At 68.8% G+C, this 21,768-nt stretch carries 23 protein-coding genes and 1 pseudogene; 11 read left to right on the forward strand and 13 right to left on the reverse strand.

Going from position 1 to position 21,768, the window contains the following annotated elements; genetic code table 11:
• Nucleotides 1–51: 51 nt before the first annotated feature.
• The gene (locus AB0H84_RS50915; RefSeq protein WP_357621257.1) at nt 52–1,971 is read right to left on the reverse strand and encodes a hypothetical protein; all 1,920 of its coding nucleotides are present in this window, start codon (nt 1,969–1,971) and stop codon (nt 52–54) included.
• A gap of 354 nt (nt 1,972–2,325) precedes the next feature.
• On the opposite strand from AB0H84_RS50915, the gene AB0H84_RS50920 reads away from it, so the two are divergent.
• The gene (locus AB0H84_RS50920) at nt 2,326–3,495 is read left to right on the forward strand and encodes a tyrosine-type recombinase/integrase (RefSeq protein ID WP_357621260.1); all 1,170 of its coding nucleotides are present in this window, start codon (nt 2,326–2,328) and stop codon (nt 3,493–3,495) included.
• Between the two features lie 187 nt (nt 3,496–3,682).
• Here the strand turns inward: AB0H84_RS50920 and AB0H84_RS50925 are convergent, their stop codons facing one another.
• Nucleotides 3,683–4,198 (reverse strand): hypothetical protein, encoded by a 516-nt coding sequence (locus AB0H84_RS50925; protein WP_357621263.1) that lies wholly within the window; start codon nt 4,196–4,198, stop codon nt 3,683–3,685.
• Nucleotides 4,199–4,608: 410 nt separating this feature from the next.
• Between AB0H84_RS50925 and AB0H84_RS50930 the strand changes: the two genes are divergently transcribed.
• Nucleotides 4,609–4,986 (forward strand): hypothetical protein, encoded by a 378-nt coding sequence (locus AB0H84_RS50930; protein ID WP_357621265.1) that lies wholly within the window; start codon nt 4,609–4,611, stop codon nt 4,984–4,986.
• Between the two features lie 140 nt (nt 4,987–5,126).
• On the opposite strand, the gene AB0H84_RS50935 is transcribed toward AB0H84_RS50930, so the two are convergent.
• Together AB0H84_RS50935 and AB0H84_RS50940 are read right to left on the reverse strand one after the other, a co-directional pair.
• Nucleotides 5,127–5,609 carry a DUF6461 domain-containing protein gene (locus tag AB0H84_RS50935; protein ID WP_357621268.1) on the reverse strand — a complete coding sequence of 161 codons (483 nt, stop codon included), beginning with the start codon at nt 5,607–5,609 and terminating at the stop codon, nt 5,127–5,129.
• Entirely contained in the window at nt 5,606–5,806 is a 201-nt protein-coding gene (locus tag AB0H84_RS50940) for a site-specific integrase (RefSeq protein WP_357621271.1), read from the reverse strand. Before AB0H84_RS50940 ends, AB0H84_RS50935 begins: the two co-directional genes overlap by 4 nt.
• Before the next feature lie 105 nt (nt 5,807–5,911).
• Here AB0H84_RS50940 and AB0H84_RS50945 point away from each other — a divergent pair, with 105 nt between their 5' ends.
• Nucleotides 5,912–6,517, forward strand: coding sequence for a hypothetical protein (locus AB0H84_RS50945; RefSeq protein WP_357621274.1), 606 nt, complete (start codon nt 5,912–5,914; stop codon nt 6,515–6,517).
• Between the two features lie 433 nt (nt 6,518–6,950).
• Here AB0H84_RS50945 and AB0H84_RS50950 read toward each other — a convergent pair whose 3' ends face one another.
• The 5 genes from AB0H84_RS50950 to AB0H84_RS50970 all read right to left on the reverse strand — a co-directional run bounded on the left by AB0H84_RS50950 (nt 6,951) and on the right by AB0H84_RS50970 (nt 10,751).
• On the reverse strand, nt 6,951–7,706 hold the full coding sequence (locus tag AB0H84_RS50950) for a methyltransferase domain-containing protein (protein ID WP_357621277.1): 756 nt from the start codon (nt 7,704–7,706) through the stop codon (nt 6,951–6,953).
• Nucleotides 7,707–7,810: 104 nt separating this feature from the next.
• Nucleotides 7,811–8,029, reverse strand: coding sequence for a hypothetical protein (locus AB0H84_RS50955; protein ID WP_357621280.1), 219 nt, complete (start codon nt 8,027–8,029; stop codon nt 7,811–7,813).
• 156 nt (nt 8,030–8,185) lie between these two features.
• Nucleotides 8,186–9,196, reverse strand: a complete 1,011-nt coding sequence (locus AB0H84_RS50960) for a hypothetical protein (protein ID WP_357621283.1) — start codon at nt 9,194–9,196, stop codon at nt 8,186–8,188.
• Between the two features lie 254 nt (nt 9,197–9,450).
• Complete coding sequence (locus AB0H84_RS50965; RefSeq protein WP_357621285.1) at nt 9,451–9,774, reverse strand: helix-turn-helix transcriptional regulator; 324 nt, start codon at nt 9,772–9,774, stop codon at nt 9,451–9,453.
• Nucleotides 9,771–10,751, reverse strand: coding sequence for a site-specific integrase (locus AB0H84_RS50970; RefSeq protein WP_357621288.1), 981 nt, complete (start codon nt 10,749–10,751; stop codon nt 9,771–9,773). Before AB0H84_RS50970 ends, AB0H84_RS50965 begins: the two co-directional genes overlap by 4 nt.
• 443 nt (nt 10,752–11,194) lie before the next feature.
• Here AB0H84_RS50970 and AB0H84_RS50975 point away from each other — a divergent pair, with 443 nt between their 5' ends.
• From AB0H84_RS50975 to AB0H84_RS51000, 6 genes are all read left to right on the forward strand, one after another.
• A complete protein-coding gene (locus AB0H84_RS50975; protein WP_357621291.1) occupies nt 11,195–12,133 on the forward strand; it encodes a hypothetical protein in 939 nt (312 codons plus the stop codon).
• Between the two features lie 274 nt (nt 12,134–12,407).
• Nucleotides 12,408–13,616: an MFS transporter gene (locus AB0H84_RS50980; protein ID WP_357621294.1), complete on the forward strand. Its 1,209-nt coding sequence runs from the start codon at nt 12,408–12,410 to the stop codon at nt 13,614–13,616.
• A 563-nt stretch (nt 13,617–14,179) separates the two neighbouring features.
• Complete coding sequence (locus tag AB0H84_RS50985) at nt 14,180–15,232, forward strand: LacI family DNA-binding transcriptional regulator (protein ID WP_357621297.1); 1,053 nt, start codon at nt 14,180–14,182, stop codon at nt 15,230–15,232.
• A gap of 434 nt (nt 15,233–15,666) precedes the next feature.
• Complete coding sequence (locus tag AB0H84_RS50990) at nt 15,667–16,101, forward strand: SRPBCC domain-containing protein (RefSeq protein WP_357621300.1); 435 nt, start codon at nt 15,667–15,669, stop codon at nt 16,099–16,101.
• 22 nt (nt 16,102–16,123) lie between these two features.
• Nucleotides 16,124–16,450 carry a metalloregulator ArsR/SmtB family transcription factor gene (locus AB0H84_RS50995; RefSeq protein WP_357621303.1) on the forward strand — a complete coding sequence of 109 codons (327 nt, stop codon included), beginning with the start codon at nt 16,124–16,126 and terminating at the stop codon, nt 16,448–16,450.
• Nucleotides 16,447–16,830 carry a VOC family protein gene (locus AB0H84_RS51000; protein ID WP_357621306.1) on the forward strand — a complete coding sequence of 128 codons (384 nt, stop codon included), beginning with the start codon at nt 16,447–16,449 and terminating at the stop codon, nt 16,828–16,830. Before AB0H84_RS50995 ends, AB0H84_RS51000 begins: the two co-directional genes overlap by 4 nt.
• 436 nt (nt 16,831–17,266) lie before the next feature.
• Here the strand turns inward: AB0H84_RS51000 and AB0H84_RS51005 are convergent, their stop codons facing one another.
• Nucleotides 17,267–18,178, reverse strand: coding sequence for a site-specific integrase (locus AB0H84_RS51005; RefSeq protein ID WP_357621309.1), 912 nt, complete (start codon nt 18,176–18,178; stop codon nt 17,267–17,269).
• Between the two features lie 133 nt (nt 18,179–18,311).
• Here AB0H84_RS51005 and AB0H84_RS51010 point away from each other — a divergent pair.
• Nucleotides 18,312–18,575, forward strand: a pseudogene (locus AB0H84_RS51010) (alpha-galactosidase); the annotation flags it as partial.
• A 44-nt stretch (nt 18,576–18,619) separates the two neighbouring features.
• Entirely contained in the window at nt 18,620–18,781 is a 162-nt protein-coding gene (locus AB0H84_RS51015) for a hypothetical protein (RefSeq protein ID WP_357621312.1), read from the forward strand.
• A gap of 40 nt (nt 18,782–18,821) precedes the next feature.
• On the opposite strand, the gene AB0H84_RS51020 is transcribed toward AB0H84_RS51015, so the two are convergent.
• From AB0H84_RS51020 to AB0H84_RS51030, 3 genes are all read right to left on the reverse strand, one after another.
• Nucleotides 18,822–20,531, reverse strand: a complete 1,710-nt coding sequence (locus tag AB0H84_RS51020; protein WP_357621315.1) for a lectin — start codon at nt 20,529–20,531, stop codon at nt 18,822–18,824.
• Nucleotides 20,532–20,705: 174 nt separating this feature from the next.
• The gene (locus AB0H84_RS51025) at nt 20,706–20,858 is read right to left on the reverse strand and encodes a hypothetical protein (protein WP_357621318.1); all 153 of its coding nucleotides are present in this window, start codon (nt 20,856–20,858) and stop codon (nt 20,706–20,708) included.
• A 223-nt stretch (nt 20,859–21,081) separates the two neighbouring features.
• A complete protein-coding gene (locus AB0H84_RS51030) occupies nt 21,082–21,720 on the reverse strand; it encodes a response regulator transcription factor (protein ID WP_357621321.1) in 639 nt (212 codons plus the stop codon).
• Between the last annotated feature and the right edge of the window lie 48 nt (nt 21,721–21,768).

Raw genomic sequence — 21,768 nt, forward strand, 5'->3', positions numbered from 1 at the left:
TCTGGGGTTCACGGGGACTGTCGCTGGCGGGACCACTGCTCGATGGCGCGCTCAAGCGCGCGGTGGTGTCGAGGCGGGCGTGGCCGGGCGGCTCCGGTCAGCCGATTGATCGTCCGACCGGGACAGCGCATACGCGCGGTCCTGCTCGGCCCAGGCACGCACCCGCGGCCAGGCCAGCCGCAGGGGGGCGCCCTTCTCGGCCGTGGTGATGACCTTCCATAGTTCGCTGCGCTCGGCCACGCCGTTGAGGAACATGCGAAACAGCCAGTCCTCGTGCGAGGCCCACATACCCAGCGCGCACCGCACCAGGGCCTGGTAGAGGGTCCGCGGGCCGGCGCCGCGGTAGCCCCAGGTGTAGCCGGGCTCACCGCCGGGGTTGGGCAGCGGGTCGGCCCGGACCGTGCCCTCCGGCAGTGGTGTCAGGGCGAAGGCGGAGGTGCTCGCTTGGGGGTCGGCGGCGATGACCGTGGCGTCGGTCCATCCTGTCGGATGGTCGGTGGGCCATTCGGCGGCGATCCGGCGGGGCGCGCGGCTGTCGTCTGGGCGGAATTCGACGACGAGCCGTCCGGCGTGGTCGCGCCAGAGGTGGGCGACCTGCTCGTCGGCTTGCCGGACGAAGCTGAACTTCTCCTCGGTGCGGGGCGAGGGGTCGCTGGTCAGGAGGCGGGCGAAGCGGCGGGTGCCGCGGACGGCGGCGGCTTCCTCAGGGGTGAGCGGGGTCAGGGTGTGCTGCCATTGCTCGACCACGGCGCCGGCGGCGGTGAAGGAGTGGCGGACCGGGGCGGTGAAGACTACCTCGGGCCGCTCGGTGCGCAGCAGGGAGGCCAGTTCCCGGCTCGCCTCGTACAGCGCTTCGGCCACCGGGTCCTGGTAGGGCATCGGCGCCTCGAGGGCGCGCAGCTGGAGGAGTTCCTCGGCGGCCGCGTCCGGGTCGGGCGGTGTCTGGGCGGCGGCGCGGGCGGACTGCTCCAGGGCCACCGGCCAGTCCGGGCGGGCCGGCCGGGCGGCCAGGTACCATCCCTGGCCGCGGTCCTTCTGCTGAGCGTGGTCGCGCTCGACGTCGGCCAGCGTGGCGCAGGCTTCCCGGGCGAGCAGGGCGTAGGCCTGGGGGAAGCGGTCGGGCAGTCCCCAGTCCCGGGCCGTGGCGAGCCGGTCGCGGGTGAGCGGCCAGCGGGTGGTGGCGTCGGGGACGGTGAAGGGGGCCTCGGGGCCGAATGCCTGCAGCCGGTGGGCTGTCTCGGGGGTGAAGGAGCCGTCGGGCCACAGCGGGATGGGGCGGCCGATCACGCGCTGGATGTCCTCGGGCAGCGGCAGGCCGATCGCTTCGACCTGCACGGCGTCCGGATCCGCCGGGCCGGTCTCGGCGGCGCTGTCGCTCTTCAGCAGCGCCAACAGGCCGCGGCGCGGCGGCGGGCCGGCGCGGCCGGCGTCGGTGCCGGGAACGGGGTCGGCCTGCAGGCGGTAGGCGTCGAGGTTGTAGTAGTCGTAGCCGTCCGATGCCCCGAAGGTGGCGGTGGGTGGGACGATGACGATCGCGTCCTGCCAGAACGCGGGCTGCAGCACCTGTGCGGCGGCCCGCGCGGCGTCCTCGGTCTCGACCCAGGCGTTGTCGAAGCGGGTGGCCTGGACCAGGTGACCGGACGGGGTGTCCCAGACGATGAGATGGACGCGGTAGGGCCCATGCCAGCCGTGCGCGACCACCTCGCCGGTGAAGACCACCGGCGCGGGGGACGTGGCGTCCGGCCAGGACCACGGCCCGGGCGCGTCGCCGGCGACGGGCCGGCCGGCCCGGTGGCACCAGCGGTCGATGGTGGCGGCCAGCCACAGGGGACGGCCGTCGGCGTCGGTGCCGTCGGGGCGGGGCAGCCGGTCGCGCTCCGCCCACAGCGCGCGGGCCCGGCCCTCGGAGATGCCCACCCGGCGGGCGAACTGGGCCAAGGTGTACAGCTCTGCTTGTGCTCGTCGGCTCATGCGTCAATGCTACAACGCCCGAGCGGTTCCGCTCGGACTAAATAGCGAATCGGTATGTCGGGTTCTTTCGAGCGCTCGCGCTTGCAACGCGGACACGTCCGTCTGGACAGCCGGATCGATCAAGGAAATCCGTACCCCATAATCGGGGTTATGTCGTACGGTTGTCTCCGTCGATGCGCGCCGCCCTGCGAATAGGACATCAGAGGAGAAATCCTGCAAAATCCCATATATCTTCTCGAAACGCACCGACGACTTGAATCGCCGCGCAGAATCACAAAGAGTGCATACTGTGCATACCGTGCCAATTATGTACTAAATATCTCCATACCTCGCTTAATGGACAAAGAGGCCCACGTGACCGACCTCCTTGCGCGACAAGCCCCCGACGTTGGTGACCTCCCGGCGGCCTCCCCACCGGCGCTGGCCGGGCTGGCGTTCTTCCAACGGCCGGCTGCCGAGCGCCGCCCGGCCCTGTCCGCCTGGGTGGCCGCACTTCCCGCGCTGGGCTCGGTCGACCTGGACGACCCCTACGGCGTGCACCGGCTCACCGCGCTCTGGCTCGACTACTACGCCGGCCGCTCCGCCCACACCGCCGACAGCTACGCCGCCGACCTGCGCCAATGGCTGGCCTACTGCGAGGAGAAGGGCTGGCAGGCGCTGCGGGTGCGCCGCGCCGACGTCCGGCTGTATGCCACCGACCTGACCGAGAGATACGCGCCGAGCACTGTGGCTCGCCGCCTGGCCAGCCTGTCGAGCTGGTATGAGTGGTTGCTGGACAACGAGGCCGAGGACTGCGCCCGTAACCCGGTCCCGAAACGCGGCCGCCCGCAGACCCCGGCCCAGTCCTCCACCGCCACGGCGCTGTCCGCGACCCAGGCCGACGCCTTCCTCAAACAGGCCGCAATCGACACCGGCGCCCGGGTCGCTCCCGTCTACGCCGAGGAGGTGCGCTGCCGCACCGCCACCGAGTTGGCCCTGTTCCTTACAACCGGCGCTCGGGTGAGCGAGCTGACCGGCGCGGACATCGGCGACGTCGGTCACACCGAGGGCTACGACGTGCTGTGGGTGCGCCGCAAAGGCGGCAAGCGGCAGCCGCTTCGTCTGGAGCCGCCTGTCAAGCGCCTCATTGACGACTACCTGGCCCAGCGGGCCGCCCGCGCTCCCCTCGCCCCCGACCAGCCGTTGTTCATCACCGTTCCGCAGGGCGACAAGCCCGGCGGCAACCGCCAGGACCGCTGGGCGCTCGGCAAGCTGATCCGCCGCGTTGCCAAAGCCGCGGGCATCCCTGAGGCCGCCTGGCGGAAGCTCACCCCGCATTCCCTGCGACACACGTTCATCACCCTGTCCCTGGATGCTGGTGCCGCCCTTCGTGATGTGCGGGACGCCGCTGGGCACGCCAGCGCCGACACCACGAGCGCTTACGACCGCAACCGGCACCGCCTGGCCCGCCATCCCGCTGGCCGCATCCTCGAACACCTCGCTGGCAGCCGCCACTCCCAACCGCAGACCGCTCCTTATATATAGGTGAGGGCGTCGGCCGAGGGCGCGCATCCACTCGAGCACGAGGGCGGCGCCGCTGGCCATGTCCTCCCGGGCCGGCACTTCACCAGCCGCGAGGGAAGGTGTCTGAGGGGCGGCGGTCGCCGCGCCCGCTGAGCGGCACGGCAGAGACGGGCCTTCGTACGGAAAACGCCACCAATTCCTCGGGAGCTCAGGTGCCGCCGGCGTCCCCGCCGTAGTGACTCCACAGCACATCGGCCTGCAGTCGAGCCTTGCGCGCCGCGTCCCGAAGCTTCGGCGGCACGGCCCCCTCACCGGCCACCCGGTCCAGGACCTCCCGCAGCACCGCACCCATCGCGATCATCACGTCGTCGAACGGGCCCGCCTCCCCCACCACGGCGAAGTCGAGCTCCGCCTGAGCGAGCGCGATCAGCTGCTCCAGGTCCTGGCGCCGGGTCCCACCGCTGTAGCGGCGCACCAGGTGCTCGCCGAGAGCATGGCCGAGCAGCTCGCTCGCGCGCTGGCAGGCCGACTCGCACACCGCGTACGACGGACGGCGCGGCACTGCGGTCTCGTCCAGGACGCCGCTGAGGACGCCAGCCACGACGAACCCGCGACGGGCATGCGCCAGGACGACGGGGGCGGGCTGGCCAGTGGCCGCCTGCGCGATGTCGGTCGCGAGCTCGCGCGCTTCGTCGCGCACCCGTCGCGGGGCTGGCCTGCTCATTTCGCTCATGCCGCCCATGCCATCGCCTCGCCCACCTGCCCGGCAAGGGCGCTCCGCGCGACAAAGAGCTGACCAGCCGGTCACGACATTGCGCCCTGCGGCGGCTGGCCACGCGGTCGGTCCTCCGTCTTGTCCGGCTGAGGCCCCTGACGGGCGGCCGCCCCCCTCGGTGTTCCAACTCGGTCAAGCCTCGCAGCCGAGCTCGTCCACGCAACCCGGCTCACCCACCTCCGCCAAAGATCTTTTGGCGCCACGCCATCGTCGCTGCCGGCCTGTGAAGACGCCAAAACATCTTGGCCGAGGCGGGATCCCCAAGGTTGCGCTCCCTCCCTCCGGCCGCGGGTCCTCCCTCATCGGAACACCGGACAGGGCGCCCCAGCCAGGGCGCCCGCACCGCCTAAGGAGCGGCCATGCACCTCGACAACCTTCCCCTTCGTTCCGCCGCGTCACGCCAGTGGCCGTTCAAGGTGGCGGCCTACCTCGGCCGCGCCTGGCGTGCCCGGCCGCTTGCCCGCCGCGCCGACGCGGCCCACGCCGACGTCCTCGTCCGAGCTCTGCTGCAAGGACTGCCCACCTACCCCGCCGACGGCTCCTTCGACGCCGCCGACGAGCTCGTCATCGACGACACCGTGGCGGCCCGCCGCTACGTCTTCCCCCTCGGGCCCGGCCGCACCACCTGGCTGCACCGCCTCGTTGCCGCCGAGCTGGCCACCCACCGCAACGCCCGGCCCGGCGGCAACGGCCAGTGCGAGCACTGCCACGGCAGCGGCCTCGCCGCCCCCTTCTAACCGTCTCCGCCCCGGCCTCCGCCACCCTTCCCCGGCGGGGGCCGGTCATCGCCCACGACCCTCGCCCTTGGAGAGCGCATGCCGACCGACCCCAGCCCTGACACCGCAAGGGCGTTGTCGCCCGAAGCCTCATGGTCGGGTTACTTTGGGCTTGGGGCCACCGCGCACAGATAGGTCGATTCCGTCAGCAGTTGCGCGGTCAGCCTGACCCCGGTCAGATTCTCAGCCAGTGCGAAGACAGCCCCAGTGCGAGCCGCTACATCTTCGGGGAAGAAGATCTTCCCCGATTGGACGCCGCACTCCAGGTCAAACCCCGCACGCCGTATGGCGTCCACTGCTCCGTCTGGATCGCTGCCATACCGGTCGGCCGCGAAGGGTGGCTCGAACATGAGTCGAATGTCACCGTCCTCCGCCCAGTAGAAGTCCTTGACCGCGTTGACATTGCGGAAGTGAGACACCAATCGCGTGTCAGCGGACAACGGCTTGATGATCTCCGGAGTGACTCCCATAAAGCCGTTGGGCTCGACAATGAGACACCAATCTCCGATCGACACGGCCCCGAAGAAGTGTCCATCCCACGGGGGCAGGCCAAGTAAGGCCGAAAGGGGCAACGGCCTGTTCACCGGCCGGTGGTGAGCCCTTCCAGGGCGCGGGCCTTGTAGGCGCCGCCAGGTAGGGCGTAGCGGCGGGTGGGGTTGAGGTCGACCTGTCCCGTCAACTCGGCCACCAGCACCACGTCGACCAGCTCGGTCGCGAGGTCGCCGCAGCGCGGACCAGGTCGGCGCCAAAGGCGTGGCCAGCGAGGCCGCCAGGGCCTCAAGGTTGCCGCCACCCCGAATCGGGCATGCAACTACTTACCGTCAATAATCAGTGACAGCAAGTAGTTACTGAGGCGCTGTTGTCGTCGACAACTTCAAGGAGTGACATGGGCAACGGTTTTCCGACCGCGAAGTTCTTCCGCATCATCAACGCCGACACCGGGCTGTGCCTGGCCGCCGCGCACGGGGGCACTACCCATGGCGCCCAAAAGGCCTACGACCGCCTGACCGGCGAGGTGGGCTTCATCCCCTACTCCCACACCAACGACCAGGTCCTGACCGTGCGCAAGCCCAAGCACGACCGGGCCGAGGTCTGGTGGTTCAACGACGTCCCCAACACCTACGGCGACCCTGAGTGGCACCTGGTCAACGTCAACAAGGACATTCGCAGCTCCTTCGCCCTCCACGTCGGCTCCCTGGACGGCACCCAGGCGGTCGAGCTGGGCCTGTACGGCTGGGGCAGGACCGACCAGACCCAGTGGAAGGCCGGCGACGGCACGTTCTGGCCCACCACACACGACAACATGGTCGCCACCCTCCTGCCCGCCGACGACGGCCGCTACAGGGCCGTCTTGGCGCCCCTCGGAAGCTCCTCCAACCAGCAGTGGCGCTTCGAGGAGACCGAACTGCCCGGCGAATCCGTTCCCGTTCGCAGGAAGGGCATCTACGAACCGAGCGGCATCGAACCGGGCAAGTGGGGTGAGGTCATTTAGGCGGCGAGGGCACCGGCGCGCCCCTGTTCCCGCTGATCGGCGATAGGCCCGGTTACGACGGCGGGGCGACCGCGTGTTTCGCGGTCGCCCCGCACGGGAGTCGCGGAACAGGAAGGAGAACGGCTCGTCGCGGAACGCGCCGTTGGCGCCGGTCAGCACTGAGACGACGTCGTCGGCTCGGGTGTACGGGTGTACCTGGTTGCACGACTCTTACCGATACGTCCGCCGTGAGTTCAGCCGGACTGAAGGACTTTCATCGAGAACAGCCGCCCGTTCGGTCGGTGAGGTCTGAAAACGCGGAGAGTTCGACCACGGGGCTGAGGAACAGCGGTACAGCCGTTATCGGCGAGATTGATCTTGTTTTTGGTTGGACCGATCCGGCCCGGCATCGGTTCGATCACCGCGTCCTCGGACTTAAGCACTTGATCAAGGATCAGAGACGATCTGTGAACAGAGCAGTAGTCTCGTGGCGCGCGTGCACCCAGCCGCCAAGGGATTCGAGCGCTACGCGCAGCTCCCTCAGCAGCGCGGTGAGCCGCTCGTTTCCGAGCCGGAGATGATCGCTGACTGTCGCGACTAGCCCGATCCACTCGTCCGTGGTCAGCGCGCGCTGCGAAGGGTAGGTCCTCTCCTCGATCGCGGAGAATGCGTCACTCCCTGCCAACAGGTCACGGTGATGACCGGAGGGGTGCCGCCAAATCCGTGCAACTTCTGGTGCATGGGCGGAGTACACGGCGTCGAAGGCCTCTGCCACAGGTTCGTCCACCTCGCAGGAGGTCCAGAACCAGGCGATGACTCCGCCTGGGCGCAGCACCCGTGCCGCTTTCGCGATGCCAAGCTCCGGGTCGATCCAGTGCCATGCGTCGCCGCAGGCGATGAGATCAAAGCGTCGTTCTGCGTCGTTCCACGTTTCGAAGCGGGCAACCTCCACCTCAATGCCGTGGCCCCGCGCAACTTGCGCCATGCGCTCGTCCGCCTCGACTCCAAGCACCGACAGGCCCCGCCCGGCCAGAGCCACGGCCACCTTGCCGGTGCCACATCCCACGTCCAGCACGCGTGCGGGACGGCTGGCCGCCAGATCATCCAGCAATGCTTCCGGGTAGCTCGGACGGTAACGGTCGTACTGCTGAGCCACCGAACCGAAGGACCCGGCTCGCGCCCGATCCCGATAGACCTCATCACGCCTCACACAGCGACGATACGCGGCACTGGCCGATCAAGTGTCGGGGAGATCTTTGAGCGTATCGTCGAGCTTGGCCGGACTCTGGTCAGCTCGTAGCTGAGTGGCTTTGATCATCGTGGGGCGCCGTCCATCACCAGGACGTCGGCCGTGGCGACGTCGACCACGCGGACGGGGGCGTACTCGTGCCGGCCTCCCGGGGCCAGCAGCCGCTCGGCGGCGTCAGCCGTAGCGCGCCCGTCCTCTAGGCCGTCGCGTACGGCGGCGGGTGCGGCCGGGTCGCCGAGCACCCGGGCGCTCCGCTCAGGACAGCACACGACGACCCCTATCAAGAGATCCTGACCTCGGGGAAGATGCCTCGTTCGGGGCAGATGACACACCGGCGGCGAGCAGCGCCACCACCAAGATCAATCTCACCGATATCGGCTGTACCGCTGTTCCTCGGCCCCGGACCAGACCCCCAGGTGTCACAGTCCAAGGAAAGATCACTACTGAGGCGCGTGGTCGAGTTCGTCGGCGAGTAGGTGCTCGGCGACGGCGGAGTATCTGGCGGCGGTGCTGTGGGAGATCCCGAAGACCAACGACAGGTGGAGCGGGTCCGCCCTCGCGGCGAGGGCTTCGTGGAGGATGCGGTCCTTGCGTATCCGGTCGACGCTGCATCCGGTGCGGTTCATCCGCAGCGACACGAATTGCTGGCTGATGGGGCCTGTGCCGTGTGCGGTCTTGTCGCTGATGAGGACGTGGGGGTTGGAGGTGTGCGGCCAAGTGGTGCGGCGGTGGCGGAGCCAGCGGCGGAGCGCTCGATGGCTGAGGTCGCCTAGTCGTTGGCGGCGGCCGGCGAGTGTGATTCGCCGGTTGGCCAGGTCGAGGTCGTCGAGCGTCAGGCCTCGGATGGCTCCGGTGCGAGCGGCGTTGTCGGCTGCCAGGGCGATGATGACTCGTCCGGCGAGGTCGTCGGCCAGTTGCTCGATGGCTCGAATCTCCTCATCAGCCATTGGGAGTAGGGCGAAGTCCGCCGGGCGACCCTTCAGCCCGGTCGTCGGGTTGGAGAAGATCAGGCCGCGCTTCTTGGCGAATCTGAAGAGCGATCGCAGGGCACTGGTCGTGGTGGCGCGTTGTGAGCCGCTGAGCAGTCCAAGCGCCGTGCGGACGTCGGAGCGGGTGACCTCCCGTAGGTGGTCGTAGCGCGCCGCCCAGTCGTCGAGGAACGGCCGGATGCATCCGAAGTAGACATAGATGCTGGATGCGGACCGGGGTCGTGACCTGGTGTCGCCGTTGAGCAGGACCAGCAGCCACTGACGAACGGGATTGATGAAGCCGGGAGCGTAAGAACTTGTGACGCGGTCGATCCAGGATCTAATCGCCGGAGCGGAGTCATCGTGGAGCAGGCCCAGATCGGTGAGCACTTCGACGAGCCGAGGGCGCGACACCCAGCGGTGCGGCCGGGCTCGGACCTCGCTGAGTGGGACGCGCTCACCTGGGGGGAGGTCAGTCAGCACCGTGACGAGCCCATCCAGCACGCATCTGGTGGTCGAGGGGTTCCAGCCGCCAACTTGGCCGAGTTCCTGAGCGTGACGCGCCGCTGCGCGCAGCACCGGATCATTTGCCGTCAACGCTGGGTGCTGCCAGCGCGGCGGGACCGGCTGGCCGTCCTTGCGCCGACGCTCTGACGCTCGCGCCGAGCATGCGTTGCTGCAGTAGACCTGATTCCGGCGTCGCTTCTCTGGCAACGGGGTGCTGCAGTGTGCGCAGTTCATCGAGGGGGAAGCGACCGTCCGGCTCCGGTGCGCGGGGTGACCGGCCGATCTTGGCCGACCGCCGTGGTCTGGTCATCGTTGTGGTGCCGCGGCTCGGCGACAGCCTCGGGTTCGGGGATCAGCAGTTCGTCGACGCCACAATCCAGCACGGTGCAGATGACATCAAGCTCATCGAGCTTGACCACGTTGGGGCTTCCCGACCACAGCCCCGACATCTTGCCGGCGCTGATGACCAGGCCACGCTCGGCGAGCATCCGCTGGAACTCGCTGGCCTTCCAGATCCCGCGGTTGGCGGCCGCCAGGCGCAGGTTCCATTTCATCGGGTGAGTCCTTTCCATCGGTCGGCGACGCGGCGCTGTCCGGTGACCCAGGCGTCTTCGACATGGGTGGCATGGACGTGGATGTATCTGGCCGTGGTGCCGGTCCAGGCGTGGCCGAGCAACTCCTGGATTGCGAACAGGTTCATCCCGGCCAGGTAGAGCTGGGAGGCGCAAAAGTGCCGCAGCACGTGCGGTGTTAGTCGTCCCGACCAGGTCGGCAGGTGGCGGTCGACGGCGTCGATCAAGGCGCGGCGAAACACGTCCGCCGTGGCGCGGGTGCAGGTGCCCTCGGCGTTCTTCCTCTCGGAGGGGAACAGCGGGGTGCGGTGGCTGGACAGGTCGAGTTCGAACAGCCCGAGGACGTCCTCGACGAACCAGCGCAGGCTGCGATCGGCGCCGTTGATCAGGGGTACCAGCCGTGGCTTGGGCCCTTTGCGGCGAGATCCCTTCCCGTGGCGGACGTTCAGCTTGCCGAACCGGCCCAGTTCCCAGCGCACGTCCTCCAGGTCCAGCATCCGGGCTTCGTTGATCCGTAGTCCGACATCGGCGACCAGCCGGGCCACGGCGTAGTTGCGGGTCGCCGGGGCGAACTTGCGGCAGCTCAGCAGCTCTTCGCGCCATCCGGCGAACAGCTGCTCGATCTCCTCGGCGGTCGGTGGGATGCGCAGTTGCGGATCCACCGACAGCCGTGGACGGTTGACCTCATCGAGCGGGCACTCGACGACTCGGCCGGTGAGGTTGTGCAGCTCAACCTTGTGTCTGAGCTCCAGAAACCGGAAGAACACCGTCAGAGCGGCTGCTCGGCCGGTGCGGGTGGAGGGCTTGGCCTCTCGCAGCACCTTGCCGAAGTAGACGTCGCCGTCTTCGGGCTGCATCTCCCACAGCGGCCGGCCGAACCAGTCCCGGATCAGCTCCAGATGATTGGTGTCGTTGCGGATGGTGCTGTCGGTCAGCCCGGCCGACGCGCGAGCCAGCACGAACCCTGCCAGGACGTCCGTCTCGAAGGCGACAAGATCTTCTTCGCCGCCTGGGGCTCGATGATCGCGTAGATCTCGTACGACTCCCAGCGCCAACCCACACCTCCCGACTTCATCGGCGCTGCCGTCCCATCACTCCCGTGACAGAATCTTCACGGAGAGTGAAGTTACTTCGGTGTGCGGTGATCGATCTGGCAAACGGGAGAAGACGCAGTTCGCAGGCAGTGAGCGTGCAGGGTGAGGAGGATCCAGCGCCCTCAACTCAAGAACTGTTGCTTACCCGACTAGCTTGGCTGCGGTGACAGACGTGGCAATATTGCCATGTAGCGACAGCTTCAAATCGGCCACACGCCCAGCGGGCCGACGCCCCGATCTCCGAGCCCGACCTCACACCCACAGAGCTCGACCCCACGCCCACCGCCGAGGAGCCGCAGCCCGACCCGTTGCCGGAGCGCCTGGACGAGCCGATCAGTCGTGCCTATCAAGGCTTCTGCAACAGCGACGCCCCCTACGACACGCGCAAGCCCCCGGAGTGCGCCCAGTGGCGGCTGGTGGGCAAGTCGGGCACTGAGTGGCGGCTGGACGCCTCCCAGGCCGCCAAGCAGACCACGCCGGTGCCGGACGTGGCCGTCAGCCAGGACGGCCGGCGCGTCACCTACCTGGACACCCAGAACGACTACGTGGTCCGCGACCTGGCCACCGGCAAGTACAAGACGTTCGCGATCCAGCTGCACGGCTCCGATCCCGAGTTCGTCTCCTCGCGCAACGGCCGCTACTTCGCGGTCAACTTCCTCCAGAGCGGCGCCGACAGCCCGATGCTTGACTTCACCAAGGGCAGGACGACCTACGGCGCCTGGACCATGGCCATCACGGACGACGGCAAGCGCGTGATCGACGAGTCCATGGCGAGCGAGGCCTCGTCGGACACGAAGATCAAGCTGGCCGGACGCCGCTTCCGCGTCGACGCCGAGGTGGGCATCAGCGGCGCGGCGCTCTCACCCGACGGCCGGACGCTCGCCGTGGCCGACGACGACGAGCGCGTGATCACGCTGGATACGCGCACCGGACACGTCACCAAACTACGGCGCCTGGTGGACGAGGACGGTGCCCAAGAGATCGACACCGTGGAGCGCTGGCTCAACGCCAACGAGGTGATGGTGCGCCTCTCGGACGAGGCCGACGAGGTCTACCTGGCTGCCGTGGACGTGTGCACCGGGAAGACCCGTGACCTGGACGCGGGCGACCTCGAGTACGGCGACGTCCTGGGCGCCTTCACGGAATGGCGAAAGGCCCGGCACCGCCGGGGGCCTTTCGCCGAAGGGGCACGTTATTGCGAATATGAGGTGACGATCTTGAGGGCTATGGCTGCGAGCCAGCGTTGAAGAAGGCCATTGTCCACGGAGGCGCAGCCCCAGGCGGTGGGCGTCGTCGAGGAAGTCCGTCCTGCTAGCATTGCCCCAGTCGCCCGGATCCGCCTTGGTCTGGGCTCGAAGTTTCTCCTCCGCCCGGTGTCGGGGCGGCGGTGAGGGCGCGTGTCCCGTCTCACCGCAGTCTTGGACGTCCCTCGGCGGGCCAGGGGCCGCACCTTTCTACATCACTCAGGCGCCGGCGACCCCAGGTGGCTCGCCCTGCCGGGCGGCGATGAAGGACACCCTCATGCCCCACGCCGCCACCGGCTACCGCTCCCTGCTGCGCGCCCCCGGCGCCGCCGCCTTCTTCCTCACCGCCGCTGCCGGCCGCGTCGGCATCGCCATGACCGGCGTCGGCCTGGTCTGGTTGCTGCACGCCCGCACCGGCTCCTACGGCACCGCCGGCCTCGCCACCGCCGGATTCGCCCTCGCCGAGGCCCTGATCGGCCCGCAACTGGCCCGCTTGGTCGACCGGCTCGGCCAGACCCGCGTCCTGCCGTTCTCCCTCCTCGCCCACGGTGCCGCCATCACCGGCGTCCTTGCATCCACCACCCCCACCGCCGCGATCATCGCCGCCACCTGCGCCGGCGCGGTAGTCCCCCCGCTCGGCGCCCTGTCCGCAGCCCGCTGGGCCCACCTGCTGCGCGGCGAACGGGCCGGCGAGTTGCCCACCGCCTTCTCCCTGGAATCCCTGGCCAACGCCACCGCCTTCCTCCTCGGGCCGGTGCTGGCCACCTCGCTCGGCGCGGTCGGCAACGCGGCCCTGGCCAGCACCATTGCCGTGGCCCTGATCCTCGGCGGCGGAGGAGCGCTGGCCGCCCAGGGCCGCACCGCGCCTCCGCCCGCCCGCGAGCACGCCGAACGTGCCCGCACTGGGCGGACCCTGCTGCAGCCCATCTTCCTCCTCCTCGCCCTGCTCAACCTGGCCATCGGCCTGTACTTCGGAACCATGGGGGTCTCCGTGAGCTCCTTCGCCATCAGCCACGGGATTCCCGGCGCGGCCCCGCCGATCATCGCCGCCGCCAGCCTCAGCGGACTGCTCTCCGGCTGGCTCTACGGGCTGCGACGGCACCTCACCCCGGCGCGCCGCCAACTCGTCATCGCCACCGCCTATCTGACGGGCGCGGCGCTGCTGCTTCCCCTCGCGCCGTCCACCACCTGGCTCGGAGTGGCTGTGGTACTCACGGAGGCCGCGGTACCGCCCACGCTCGTCCTGCTGAACGTCCTCACGGAAAAGGCCGTCCACCCAGCCGTCCTCACCCAGGCCTTCTCCTGGAACAACTCCGCCAGTGCGGCCGGTTCGGCACTGGCGGCCTCCCTCGCCGGGCGCGCCACCGACGTATGGGGGGCCTCCGCTGCCCTGGCGCAGGCCTCCGCAGCCGGGCTGGTCCTCCTCGTCCTTGCGCTCGTCCTCTCACTTGCTGCTCGGCGGTCGGGAGAGGCCCGAGAACGTTAACCTGGCCGTCATCAGATAGACCGTGGCCAGCGGCGATCCTCACGCACGGTCTCCGGGAAGGCTGTCGCGAAGCACGGTGAGAGGGATGAACGCCGGTTGAGCGGGTGCAACCGGAGTATGGCTGGAACGGGCCACAGCCATCGAAAACTACACGTCAGCCGAGGGTTCCGAAGGCCAGGGTTTCGGCTGTGGATGACCGTGCCCCGGCGTGGGCCAGATTGCCTCTCACGGTTGCCCCACAGCGCTGACCTGCGAGTGCGCCGTTCCGGGAACGGCGCAGGCCCCCGGCGCGGCCCATGTCTGCCGTACTCCGGCGCCACCCCATGTACAGCTCCAAGCCCTTGACGCGAGGGATGTTATCGGTAACTCTCACCTCATCGCCTCTGGCTCGGCCCTTTTCGCTTCTCAAGAGCCGCAGCAGCTCTCTCGGCGATCCGGACAACCTACAACGTCAAAGCACTCGACCTCGTCAACCAGGTCTGGCTGGGGCAGACGTCCCCCGCAGGACGCCGCGACTAAGATCACCAATGAGGCCAATGTCGCCATCAAGTAAGGTCCCTCCTGTGGAAGTTACCGGTCACATCTCCGGCGAGGACGTCCCCCGCCGCTCCGCGAGCATCTGGGACGTCGCCCGGGTGGCCGGTGTCTCCCAGCAGACCGTCTCCCGCGTGATCAACGGCAAGGGCCGGGTCAGCGCGGAGACGCGGGCCAAGGTCCTGCGGGTCATCGAGGAACTGGGCTACCGGCCCAACAAGCTGGCCCGGATGCTGGCCGGCGGCCCGGTGCGCTCGGTCACCGTGCTGACCTCCGACACCTCCCTGTACGGCGCGGCCGCCACGCTGCGCGGGATGGAGGAGGCGGCCAGGACGGCCGGGTTCTCGGTCGGGATCAGCGTGCTGGAGCCCGGATCCGGCCAGCGGGACGTCGCCGAACGGCTCAACCGGCCGGGAGAGGCGGTCATGGTGATCGCCTACGACGACGCCGGGGTGCGGGCGCTCGCGTCGCTGCCACCGGACGTCCCGATGGCAGCGGCCGTGGAGCGCCGTCCCGGCGCCGAGGCGCCCGACCCCTGGCAGGTGTGGCTGGACGACCGGGCGGCGGCCGCGCACGCCACCCGCTACCTGCTCAGCCTCGGTCACCGGACCGTGCACTACGTGGCCATCCCCTCCTCCACCAGCGATCTGCCCCAGCGCACCCAGGGCTGGGCGGACGCGCTGCGCGCCGCGGGACGGCCGCTGCCCGAACCGCTGCACGGCGGCTGGAGCCCGCGCTCGGGCTACCTGGCCGTCCGCCCCCTGGTGGCCGACCCCTCGGTCACCGCGATCCTGTGCGGCAACGACGACCTCGCGCTGGGCGTGATGCGGGCCGCCCGCGAGGCCGGCCGGCACATCCCCGGCGACCTCAGCGTCGTCGGCTTCGACGACTCGCCTCCCGCGGCCTACCTCAACCCCTCGCTCACCACCGTACGGCTCGACTTCGAAGGGCTCGGCCGGGCCTGCTTCGGCCTGCTGCACCGCAGGCTGGACCCGCAGAACGCCCCGGCCGTACCCGCCTGGAGCGAGCCCGAACTCATCGTCAGGGAGAGCAGCGCCCCCGCGCCCGGCTCCACCTTCTGAAACCCCCTTTCCCGGCCCCTCCCGTGCCTGATCCGGGAGGGGCACGTTATTGCGAATCTGAGGTAACGATCGCTGGGTTCAGGAGGCCTAGACCGTGAGATCGCAACGCGGGCTGCACGGAGCCTTGACGCCTTCTGCCCTGTGACAGCGAACCTTGAGCTTGTGTCATCGAAGATTGAGCGACTTAGGACACCGTGTGATCGTGGACATCGGCGTCGGTCAGGACGGCATCGATCCCGGCCGGCGACCCTGGTGAGGGCGTGCCCCGATCGTGGCTCCGGTTCGGTCGTGCAGGTGGCCGTCCAGGCTGGTGAGGGGTACCGCATTTGCGGGTGCGTAGTAAGCCGCTCTTCGAGCCGGGGCTTGTGGGCAACGATTGCAACCTGTAGGTTGCCAATTAATGGCAACCTACAGGTTGCGAAGGAGGGTGGGGCATGGTTTCGGACGCGATCGAACGTGTGGCGGTGCTGCGGCACCCCATCGAGCGGGTGTGGGCCGCGCTGACCACCGCGGAAGGGCTCTCGCGGTGGTTCGGCTCGGTAGCGGAGATAGATCTGCGGCCCGGCGGGCGAGCGTTCTTCCGTTGGGACGACCTCGGGGAGGAATCCGTCGCCACGATCGCGGTGGTCGACCCACCACACCGTTTCGCGTTCAGGTGGGGAATCGAGGGCCTGCCGGAGGATGACGCACCCCAGACGCTTGTGGACTTCACCCTGGAGCCGGTACCGGACGGCACTCGGCTGCGCCTCGTGGAGAGCGGATTCGCCCGAGCCGCCGACGACGTGGCCCGGTCCGCCCACAAGGCCAACAGTCAGGGATGGGACACGGAGCTCGTCGACCTGGAGACCTACCTCGATGCGGCCGCCTGATTCAGAAGGGCAGGCCGTCGCGGTGTTCGCGGCGCTCACCGATCCGACGCGGCGGGCGCTGCTGGAGGAGCTCGCCCGCGCCGGGCCCGCAACCGTCACTGATCTGGCGCGACGGTTGCCGATCAGCCGCCAGGCGGTCGCCAAGCACCTCGGCCAACTCGCCGAAGCGGGCCTGATCAGCACCGGCGAACCAGCCGGCCGCCGCCACCCCTACCGGTTGGAACCAGCTGCCATTCGCACGGCCCAGGTGTGGCTGGCCGGGCTCGCCAACCGGTGGGATGACCGGCTGGCTGCGCTGGAACGTGCACTGGACGCCACTGACACGAACCAAGGAGTCACGCAACGATGAGCAAGCCTGAATTCACGGCCGGCCTGAACATCGCCATGAAGATCCCCAAGGCACAGTACGAGGCCACCGTGGCCTTCTACCGCGACACTCTGGGCTTCGACGTCAAGGAGGACGACGTCTCCTACGCTCCGACCGTCTCGAGAACCCATTCGGTGCGGTTCGGTCCCAATACGCTGTGGCTCGACTGCGTCGACAACTACAGCCAGCCCGACCTGTGGCTGCAGCTCCACACCGATGACCTGGACGCGGCGACGAGCAAACTGGCCGGCATCGGTATCCACCCGTGTGACGAGGTGGAGCCCCTGGAGAACCTCGATTCCAGAACCCACTGGATCAAGAATCCGGCCGGTGTCGTACATCTGCTCGCGGAGTCCGGCTGATCCTGATCTCCCAGTGAGGCATCCCAGTGAGGTGAGCAGCCACCCCCGGCGTAGAGCGGAGCCGAACGCCCGGCTTCCCGAGTCGCTCAAGCTTCGATGACACAAGCCCAAGGTTCGCTGTCGCAGGACACCTTCTTGCGGCGCTCAGCGACTGATGCGGGCCAAATGTCGGTGAGAGATAGCAGCACCAACGGCGCGGGGCGGTTCAGGCCCTGGCCAAGTCAATACGGTGGCTACTTTGCCCCGCTTCTCGCCGACATCTCGCAAGGAGCTCGCTGACGGGTGGGTGTCGAAGCGGCACCAAATCCGCAGGGATGCCTGCATTGCCAGCGGGCCGCGATAGCCGACAGACGCTGCTCCTTCACATCAACAGAGACAGTGGTCCTTGGTGATATTTGAGGTCCCTGCCTGGCGAGTGGGTGGGTGACCTGGTCGCTCATGCTGAACCTCCAGGCAGGCTATCTCGCAGAACCGTGAGCGGGATGAAGGCCGGTTGGCCACCGAGTTCCTCAGGCGTGGGGCCGGCCGGGGTGGGGATGTTGGCGAGGCGTTCGGCGAGCGCGGTGACAGCTTCCCTGTCTCCTTCAAGTGCCTGACGTTCCTCGTCAGTAAGGTCGAGCTGTTCCAGCATCTGCTCGATGCCGTTCTTGACCTCCAGGAGCTGGCCGCGGTGGCTGTCCTTAGGCAGGTAAAACGGGCAGCGCGCGCAGGCCAGGCGGTGCGGGCATTTGGCGAAGAAGTCGTAGCTGCAGTAGCCGTCGCCCAGGTCGTAGTACTTCCACGGCTGGCCGCCACCGGACGGGTTCACGGCGCAGCGCGCCGTCGTAGGCCAGGGCGAGCATGAGCCGGTTGCGTAGCGGCTCGGCGCCGGTGGCCTGGAGGATCTTCTGCCAATCCCACTCATTGGGGATCCACGGCGCTTTCTCCACTCGGCGCACCAGGCCTTGCCGGGGGCGACGGCCCCGCCGTCCGGACTGGCCGGGGCGCACTGGGTGCGCTCGCGCAGCCCGTCTTCGACGAGGAACTCGTAAAACGATCGGGCCGCGATCACGTACTGCTGAATCGTGGCGTTGGCCAGGCCCGTACCCGAATCGAGATGCACGAGCTTGGCGGTACGAGGGTTCGGCCGTTCGTGCAAGTCGCCGATCCAGGCGGCGATCACATCGGCCCGTATCGTCAGCGGATCGGCACCGACCAAGACGCAGAACCGCAGATGATCCTCAAGGGCCCGGCCGTACGCCGTGACCGTGTTCGGTGCGCGTCCGATGTTGGCCGTGAACTGCAGCCATCGCCGTGCTTGCTCCTGCCCAGCGACCAGGGGGAACTTGTCCCAGATGATCTCCACCATGGACGACCAAGGTAGATCGCCCAGATTCCAAATAAGGCAGAAGAGGCACGCCATGCCCCGGGCGGGCGGGTCGACACTGCCCTTCACCGAGGCCGGCCCGGACGAGCGGCTGTGGCTCGGCCACGTCCGCATCCTGTACGACGTGCTCGACCGGCTGCGCGCCGCCCACCCCCACGTCCGGATCGAGTCGTGCAGCAGCGGCGGCGGGCGGGTGGACCTGGGCATCCTGCGGCGTACCGACCAGGTGTGGACCTCCGACAACACCGACGCCCTCGACCGGCTGGACATCCAGCACGGCTTCTCGCAGCTCTACCCGGCCCGGGTCATGGGCGCCTGGGGCACCGACAGCCCCAACCCCTGCACCGGGCGCCAGATCCCGCTCGACTTCCGCTTCCATGTGGCCATGGCAGGCGTGCTGGCCGTCGGCGGGGACCTGGCCGAGTGGAGCCAGGCCGATCTGGACCGGCCGCCAAGCTGGTCGCGGCCTACAAGCGGATCCGCCCGCTGGTCCAGCACGGCCGGCAGTACCGCCTGCTGCCGCCGGACGGCGAGCTGTCGGCCGTGCAGTCCACCTGGTCCGCGAAGAGCCCTGACGGCGGGTGAGACCGCCGGCGCCCCGGACGCCGGCGGTCTCACGGGGTGCCTACCGGGGCGTCAGCGTGAGGCGGTACGCGCCGTTGGCGTCCTGGCCGTTGACCGGAACGGTGACGCTGCCGTTGGTCACGGTGTAGGCGGCCGACGAGAGCTGGGTCGCGCCGGAGACGTTCGTGGTGCGTCCCGAGCCGGGCACGTACTCCAGCGTGCCGGTGACGGAGGAGCCCAGCGCGCCGAGCCCGTCGACCCGGATCGTGCTGTTGCCCGACTGGCCGCCGAAGACGAGGCTGAAGGTGCGCGTGCCGGCGTCGTAGGCGGCCACGCCGTCGTTGGAGGCGGCCGGGGTGACCTTGACGATGCTGCCGCTCTGGTCGGCGTACCACTTGTACATCCAGTACGACGCGGTCGGCCGGCCGTTGTACAGCAGGCCGTTGAGCGTGCCGGCCTCGAACCAGAACGCCCGCTCGGCGTCGCGCACGCCCGAGCGTTCGAACTGGGCAACGTAGTGGTTCGCGCTGCTCGGCACGTCGATCTCGTCACGGGTGGCGTACTCGTTGATGGAGATCGGCAGGGCGGAGATGCCGAGCTCGCGCTCCAGCGCCCGGTAGGCCTGGACGTTGGCGGTGACCTGCTGCCATCCGCTGAGCTCGTGCCACGACACGATCTGCGGCAGGGTGCCGGTCGCCTTGGCGTTGGTCAGGAACGAGCGCATCCGGTTGACGTCCCAGTGCGATTCGCTCGGGCCCATGATTGCCGTATTGGGCTCGCTCTGGCGGATGCGCCGGTACGTGCGGACCCACCCGTCGTTGAAGCTGCCCGCCGAGGACGGCCAGGTCCAGTCGGGTTCGTTCCACGGTTCCCAGGCGTCGATGTTGGTGATGTCCGGGCGCGCCTTGACCGCCGCGATCATCTTGTCGATGCGGCTGTACCAGTCATCCCAGTTCGTCCAGTTGTAGGGGAAGCCGTCGAAGCTGTCGGCCATGTCGACGGTGATCACCGCGCCGATGGCCTTGGCGTTGGCCGCGATGTCCAGCGTGTCGCCGATCGGGACGGGGGAGCCGTTGGGCCGGTGCTGGTGCAGCGGGGGCGGCTGCCGGAGCTGGTGCAGCTTCAGCGGCTGCATGATCGAGACGGGTGGGGTGTTGGCGTCGGACAGCCCGTACAGGGTGCCGGAGCCGACGCGCGTGACCGGCCGTACGGCAGTGGCGGCGTCCACCACGAGCGTGCTGCCGCCGCCGGTCGTGCCGTTCCACTTCTGGTTGCTCTGGCCGTTGCAGGTCCACAGGATGACCGCGGTGCCGTTGGCGGTGCCGGCCATGTTGACGTCGAGGCAGAGCCCGGACTGGGTGCCGGTGATGGAGCCGTCGGTGTTCTTGCGCCACTTCTGGTTCGCCTGCCCGTTGCAGGACCAGATGAGCACGATGGTTCCCGGGGTGGTCTGGCCTCTGTCCGCATCGACGCAGCGGGTGCCGTTCAGGGTGCGCAGCTCACCGGCCGAGGTGAACTCGAATCCCTGGTTGGGCTGGCCGTTGCAGTCCCAGATGTCGAGTGCCGTGCCCAGCGTGTCGACGTTGCCCTTCACGTCGAGGCATCGCTGGGAGGAGGCGCTGACCAGCGGGGCGGGCGCCGCCGAGGCCGGCAGCGCCACCGCCCACGACAGGGCGGTGACGACCGCCGTCAGCAGGCACGCGGCCACGACCGCGGGAGGACGACGGCGCCGGCCCCTCACGTGGACGGATAACCGGGCGGGTGCATGCATGGTTGTACTCCTTGCACGTGCGGGCGGCGGAATGTGAGTTATCGATAACATCACCGTTGATCGTGTCCCGCGCCATGTCAAGACCCAAGCGTGAGCTGCCCGCCTTCACGCTGTGGCGATCAAAGGTTATCGATAACAAAGATCAGCGCCACGGCGTGCGGAACTCCCGGGACGTCACCTGCTTGCGGGTATCGAAGCCGAGCCGTAATCGGCTCGGGCCAGCGCCGAGCGCAGCCAGGAACGGGCCTGATCGAACTCCAGCACCGCGGCCTGGGCATCGAAGACGGCAGCATCCAACGAGCGCTGCTCCCACGGATTACGGATCATCGCGCCAGGCTACGGCCGGCCACTGACAACTTTCGCCTACGTGAAAGAAGAGATCATCGTCCTCTGACCTGCTGGAAGGGTCCTCCAACCCTAGATAACGATGGGACCCCCGGGCTTGCGGGCCACGACAAGCGTCCTGATCCCGATGCTTTCCTCGCATGCCCGGTGTGCGGGCCGGCCTGGTGATGCGGTGACACGGCCTGCGGTCACGGCGCGCGGTCGGCTAACGCGGCGTGACCAGGCGGGCCTCGTAGGCGGCGATGACGAGCTGGGCGCGGTCGCGGGCGTTGAGCTTGGCCAGCAGGCGGCCGATATGCGTCTTCACGGTCCCGGGGCTCACCTGGAGCTGCGCGCTGAGCTCGGCGTTGGACAGTCCGTGGGCGACGAGGGTGAGCACTTCGCGTTCCCGGTCCGTCAGCGTGTCGAGCCCGCGAAAGCGCTGCTGGAGGGGCTGCCGTACGAACTCCGCGATCAGCCTGGTGGTGACGGTCGGTGCGAGCAGCGTCTCACCCGACGCCACCACTCGGATCCCCTTCAACAGGTCGTCCGGAGGCGCGTCCTTGAGCAGGAATCCGCTGGCACCCGCGCGCAGCGCCGAATAAACGTACTCGTCGAGGTCGAAGGTGGTCAGGATGAGCACCCGGGTGTCCCTGGCGATCTCCCTGGTCGCGGTGATGCCGTCCATCTCGGGCATTCTGACGTCCATGAGCACCACGTCGGGTGACTCTGTACGTGCGAGCGCCACCGCCTCCCGCCCGTTGCCCGCCTCTCCGACCACGGTGAGGTCGTCCTCCGAGTCGATCAGCAAGCGGAAACTGCCGCGCAGGAGCGCCTGATCGTCGGCGATGAGCACCCGAATCACGAGCTTCCCCCTGCCGCACCCATCCTGACCAGGTCCGGGCCGGTCCTC

Origin of the sequence: Nonomuraea sp. NPDC050786 (assembly GCF_040654115.1) — a bacterium.
Lineage (GTDB): Bacteria > Actinomycetota > Actinomycetes > Streptosporangiales > Streptosporangiaceae > Nonomuraea.

What these genes read in the sequence shown, in the direction of transcription:
- AB0H84_RS50915 (WP_357621257.1), bottom strand. Translation starts at nt 1,971, where the DNA reads ATGAGCCGACGAGCACAAGCAGAGCTGTACACCTTGGCCCAGTTCGCC.
- AB0H84_RS50925 (WP_357621263.1), bottom strand. Translation starts at nt 4,198, where the DNA reads ATGAGCAGGCCAGCCCCGCGACGGGTGCGCGACGAAGCGCGCGAGCTC.
- AB0H84_RS50930 (WP_357621265.1), top strand. Translation starts at nt 4,609, where the DNA reads ATGCACCTCGACAACCTTCCCCTTCGTTCCGCCGCGTCACGCCAGTGG.
- AB0H84_RS50945 (WP_357621274.1), top strand. Translation starts at nt 5,912, where the DNA reads ATGGGCAACGGTTTTCCGACCGCGAAGTTCTTCCGCATCATCAACGCC.
- AB0H84_RS50965 (WP_357621285.1), bottom strand. Translation starts at nt 9,774, where the DNA reads ATGAAATGGAACCTGCGCCTGGCGGCCGCCAACCGCGGGATCTGGAAG.
- AB0H84_RS50980 (WP_357621294.1), top strand. Translation starts at nt 12,408, where the DNA reads ATGCCCCACGCCGCCACCGGCTACCGCTCCCTGCTGCGCGCCCCCGGC.
- AB0H84_RS50990 (WP_357621300.1), top strand. Translation starts at nt 15,667, where the DNA reads ATGGTTTCGGACGCGATCGAACGTGTGGCGGTGCTGCGGCACCCCATC.
- AB0H84_RS51000 (WP_357621306.1), top strand. Translation starts at nt 16,447, where the DNA reads ATGAGCAAGCCTGAATTCACGGCCGGCCTGAACATCGCCATGAAGATC.
- AB0H84_RS51005 (WP_357621309.1), bottom strand. Translation starts at nt 18,178, where the DNA reads ATGGTGGAGATCATCTGGGACAAGTTCCCCCTGGTCGCTGGGCAGGAG.
- AB0H84_RS51020 (WP_357621315.1), bottom strand. Translation starts at nt 20,531, where the DNA reads ATGCATGCACCCGCCCGGTTATCCGTCCACGTGAGGGGCCGGCGCCGT.
- AB0H84_RS51025 (WP_357621318.1), bottom strand. Translation starts at nt 20,858, where the DNA reads ATGATCCGTAATCCGTGGGAGCAGCGCTCGTTGGATGCTGCCGTCTTC.